The 4,834-nt window shown below is 63.3% G+C and carries 1 protein-coding gene and 2 pseudogenes; 1 reads left to right on the top strand and 2 read right to left on the bottom strand.

Annotated features, from left to right (window positions below):
- Positions 1–851: pseudogene (locus AC0L3B_RS37860) on the top strand (aspartate-semialdehyde dehydrogenase); the annotation flags it as partial.
- Positions 852–1,129: 278 nt separating this feature from the next.
- Here AC0L3B_RS37860 and AC0L3B_RS37855 read toward each other — a convergent pair.
- Together AC0L3B_RS37855 and AC0L3B_RS37850 are read right to left on the bottom strand one after the other, a co-directional pair.
- A pseudogene (locus AC0L3B_RS37855) lies at positions 1,130–3,227 on the bottom strand (prolyl oligopeptidase family serine peptidase).
- 584 nt (positions 3,228–3,811) lie between these two features.
- A partial coding sequence (locus AC0L3B_RS37850; RefSeq protein WP_473382617.1) for a M16 family metallopeptidase occupies positions 3,812–4,834 on the bottom strand: 1,023 nt, incomplete at its 5' end.

The following is a 4,834-nucleotide window of genomic DNA, read 5'->3' as shown; positions in this document are numbered from 1 at the left end:
CGAGGAGCTGACCGAACGCGCCTTCGAAGGCGTCGACATCGCCCTGTTCTCCGCCGGCGGCAGCATCTCCAAGAAGTACGCGCCGATCGCGGTCAAGGCGGGTGCCGTCGTCGTCGACAACTCCTCCGCCTTCCGCATGGACCCGAACGTGCCGCTAGTGATCCCGGAGATCAATGCGAACCGCATCCGCGACCACAAGGGCATCATCGCCAACCCGAACTGCGCCGCCATCACCGCGCTGGTGCCACTGTGGCCGATCCATCAGAGCAACCGCATCAAGCGCGTGATCATCTCGACCTACCAGGCGGCCTCCGGCGCCGGCGCTGCCGCGATGGACGAGCTGGTCGAGTCCACCCGCGCCAACCTCAACGGGCAGGTTTATACGCCGAAGGTGATGCCGCATCCCTACGCCTTCAACCTCTTCAACCACAACACCGCGATTGCCCCTGACACCGGCTACAACGACGAAGAGACCAAGGTCATCAACGAAACCCGCAAGATCTTCGAGGACGACAAGATCGCGATCGGCGTCACCTGCGTGCGCGTGCCGGTGCTGCGGGCTCATTGCGAGGCCATCACCTTCGAATGCGAGAAGCCGATCAGCGAGGATCAGGTCCGTGCCATCATGGCGCGAGCGCCCGGCGTCAAGGTCGTCGACGACCGTGCCAAGAACTACTTCCCGATGCCGATCGACGCCTCGGGCCAGGACGACGTCCTGGTCGGCCGCATCCGCAAGGACCTCAGCGACCCCTCCGGGGCATTCGATCTCGATGTTCGTGGCGGCGGACCAGCTGCTCAAGGGCGCTGCGCTCAACGCGGTGCAGATTGCAGAGCTGTTGCCGGACCCGTAATCAGCCGCACGCCGAGCCGACAGGTCTACGCTTAGATGGACGCAAACGCCTCGGGCAGCTCGTGAACCTCAATCCTTAGAGCGGGCCGCGAACGATACGACGCGCACAGCGGCAACAGTCATCCGTGAGGCAAGGTGAGGCCATAGAGTTGGTGAAGAGAAACGGAACTCCACCATGCGTTGGTTTAAGCGCGCAGGATCTCGAATCGGTCGTGCGGGAGTTGAGGACGTCGGTCAGTTTGCCCCCTGGTCGATATCGCACGTCATTGAGAAATTGCGTTAGCTCGCTGACGCCTCCCCGTTCTGCCAGCCAATCTTGCTCTTCAGAAATTCAAAGCCAAGCACATCGAAGCCGGCGCGCTCCTTGTTGTCCTCGCCATACCCGTGTCCGCCGCCGCCGGCTCGTAGAAATAAGCTTCATAGCCCATGACCTGGAGCTTTGCCGCCATCTTGCGCGCGTGCCCGGGACGGACGCGATCGTCGCGCCGCGTGGTCGCGATCAGGATTGGCGGGTAGGGCTGGCCGCGCTTTGCGTTGTGATAGGCGGAATAAGTCTTCAGCCACTCCCACTGCGCAGGCTTATCGGGGTCGCCATATTCCGCGATCCAGCTCGCGCCAGCGAGCAGCTTGCTGTAGCGGCGCATGTCGATCAGTGGGATGGTGCAGAACAGCGCGCCGACGCGTTCCGGGTATCGTCTCAGCATGTTGGTGATGAGGATGCCGCCGTTCGATCCGCCTTGCGCCCCGATGCGCTTCGGCTTGGTTACGCCGCGGCGAACAAGATCGGCGGCCACGGCGGCAAAATCATCGTGTGACAGTTTTTTGCCGGCGAGCCGGCCAGCATCGTGCCAGCGCGTGCCGAATTCGCCGCCGCCGCGCAAATTGGCCTGCACCGTTGTGCCGCCGCGCTCCAGCCACAGCTTGCCGAGCGACGAATTGTAGCAAGGGCTTCACCGAGAGCCCGAAGCCGCCATAGGCGGTCATGTAGACCGGCGCATCACCTGTCTCCCCAGTGGGACCGGTCTGCACATAAGGAATGCGCGCGCGATCGATCGAGATCGCTCCGTGCTGAGTGACCAGGAGCCCCTCGGACGTGAATGTCTTCGGCGCCGGCCTCAGCACCGTCGGGCTCGCGATGCCTCGCTCGAGCAGCATCAGGGACGGGGGCGTCAGCGGATCCTGGGCATTGGCGAGCGGGTCGCCATTGCTCTCGGACTCATGGGAATCGAAGCGCCTGACCTCGATGACGCCGATCCCGGGAAGTTCGCTCAGCGTCTCGCGACTCCAGGCCGCCGCTGACGGCGTGCAGATCTCGAACATTGGCCGCAACTCGTCGAGAAGGGAGAGAAGGAGCTTGCCGTCGGGCCCAGAAGAAACCCTGCAAAGCGCGGCGCGGGTCTGGTGCGAGCACCACCGCAAATTGCGGTCGCCGGCGAGGAAGGCCGATAGCGAGATGCCAAGCACGGTGTCCGGCGCGTGCGTCACGCCGCCGATCGTCCAGACCGAGCGCAGCTTGATCACGAACCAGTCGCGGCGAATCTGCAGCCAGATGTCGGAGGGAAGATCGAGCTTGACGGTTGCCCCATCTTCGGTGCCGAGCCAGACGTCGAAGTTGAAGAAGTCCAGCCGGTCGATGAACCAGACCCGTGGGGTCTCAGCGGTGAAGTCGACGTGGCAATAGGCGCTCATGCGATGGGGCGTCGTTTCGAACACCACGCGTGCGCATTCGATCGGCTCGCCGCGTCGCCACGGCCGCACCGTCCGCGCATAGCCCGAACTTGTCACCATGCCCTCGCCAAAGGCGCTGGACAACAGCACGGTATCGGCTTGACCCAGGCTGCGCCGCCCTTGGCTTCCGCCACTAGCAACCCGTTGGGCATAAAGCTTTTGGTGTTGCGGTCGAACTCGCGCAAGCTCACGGTGTCGCTGCCGCCGCGCGCCAGGCCCAGGATCACCTGCGCCGCGCCCGGCCGCGAGCTCGACCAGTTCAGGAGCCAGTCTGCGTCCTCCCGGCGGGCGAGCTCGTCGATGTCGAGCAGGGTTTCCCGGGCAGGCTCGCCTTTGCGAAGTCCATCGTGGTCCGCCGCCACAGCCCGCGCGGATTGCCGGCATCCTTCCAGAGATTGGAGAGCAGGCCGCCGCACCGGCTGACATAGGGGATGTTGTCCGGCCGGTCGTAGATCGCCGCGAGCGTGTCACGATCGGGTTCGAAAGCAGGTCCACCGAATTTGTCCAGCGTCAGCCGGTTCTGCCGTTCGACGAATCCGAGCGCACGCTCGCCTTCGATCTGTTCCAACCATAGATAGGGATCATCATCTGGAATCGAGGCCGTTGGCCTTTCAATCCGCGACTTCAACGATACACCTTTCTTGACCACGATTCACTCCAAGTTTGGCGCTGACGCGCACTTTCGATAGGGTTCAAGGCTTCGCATTACGAACGTTGCATCACGACTTCTACGTCTACAACCCGACGCCGCGCGAGCTTCGAGGCTCTCGACTGAATGTTGCGCCGCAGTCGCGGCGATTGGTGTTAAGACTTGCGCAACTGGAATGCAGCGGGCGAGCTGCCAGAGGTTCGAAAGGTGCTAACCAAACGCCCGCCTTCAATAGGGGTTCGAGCTCTCGCCACGGAAGGCCTTTCCATCGCGCGGCTTGCCGGGCAACAAAAGCTTCATCAGATCCAATTCGCCGTCGCTCACAAACGCCTAATCTCTCACTCCAGCAGTCTCCGCGGGAAGTGACATGCTCTTCGCGAGCAAACCGACTCCGGCGACGCTAGGACCCAGATGGAGAATGATGTGGGCTTCTCGCAGCGCCGGACCACCTCGCCCTTAAACGGAACTTTTGGTCTGGGGCCGCCGCTTGTTCTGAGCGGCCCGAGCATAGGTGACACTTTATACTGAGCACAGGAGTTTCACTGTCCGCTTTCGCGGCTCCGCCGCCCGAACTCATTGAAAAGTTAATTGGGGGCCCCCGGCTTCGAGGCCGGTGGGGCGGTCGTCGACTCGGCTGCTGCCGGTGGAGAGCGGCCGATGATGACAGTGAGCAAGCCCTGGCTCCAGAGGCGCCTTGCGGCCGCTTTGGCGTCGTCCAGGGTGACCGCATCGACGACAGCGTTGCGCTTCTCGATGTAGTCGATCGGCAGCTTGTCCTGCTGATATTGCAGCAAAGCCTGCGCAAGCTTCGAGGAGGTGTCGAGCGCCAGCATCTGCGAGCCCTTGAGGTAGGACTTGGCCTCGTCGAGCTCCTTCTGCGTCGGGCCCTCCTCGGCGATGCGGCGCACCTCCTTGTCGATGGCATCGATGGTGTCGCCGGCACGGTCGGCGCGGGTGCCGGTGTTGCCGATGAAGATCGCCGAATGCTCCATCCAGAGCAGCGATTCGAACACCGAATAAGCCAGCCCGCGCTTCTCGCGGACCTCACGATGCAGCCGCGAGGACAGGCCGCCGCCGAGGATATGGTTGACGACATAGGCCGCCATGAAGTTCGGATCGCTGCGCTTCACCCCGGGACCGCCGAAGGTGATCACGGTCTGGGGCACGTCGAGCGTCACGAAGGCGCGTTGCGGTGGCTTGGCGGCCTCGACGTCGGGGACCGGCACGAGATTGGCCTTGGCGGGCAGGCTACCAAACGTGTGGTCGAGCAGCTTGCCGAGGGTTGTCGGATCGACATCACCAACCACCGCGATCTTGAGCGTGTCCTTGGCGAGCACGCGGCCGACATAATCCTTCATGTCGGCAACCGTGATGGTCGGAACGCTCTCGAGGTTGCCGTTGGACTGCCGACCGTAGGGATGATCGCCGAAAGCAACCTCCAGGAATTTGCGGCTCGCCAGCGAGGTCGGGTTGGTGGTCTCGCGGCGCAGGCCTGAGATCACCTGCGAGCGAATGCGTTCGACATCGGCCGTTTCGAAATGCGGCGAGGTCAGCGCGCTCCGCAGCAGGTCGAAGGCCTCGTCCTTGTTGTCGCGCAGCATGCGCAG

This window comes from Bradyrhizobium sp. Kon56, from assembly GCF_055807635.1.
This window is presented reverse-complemented; position numbering and strand designations above follow the sequence as displayed.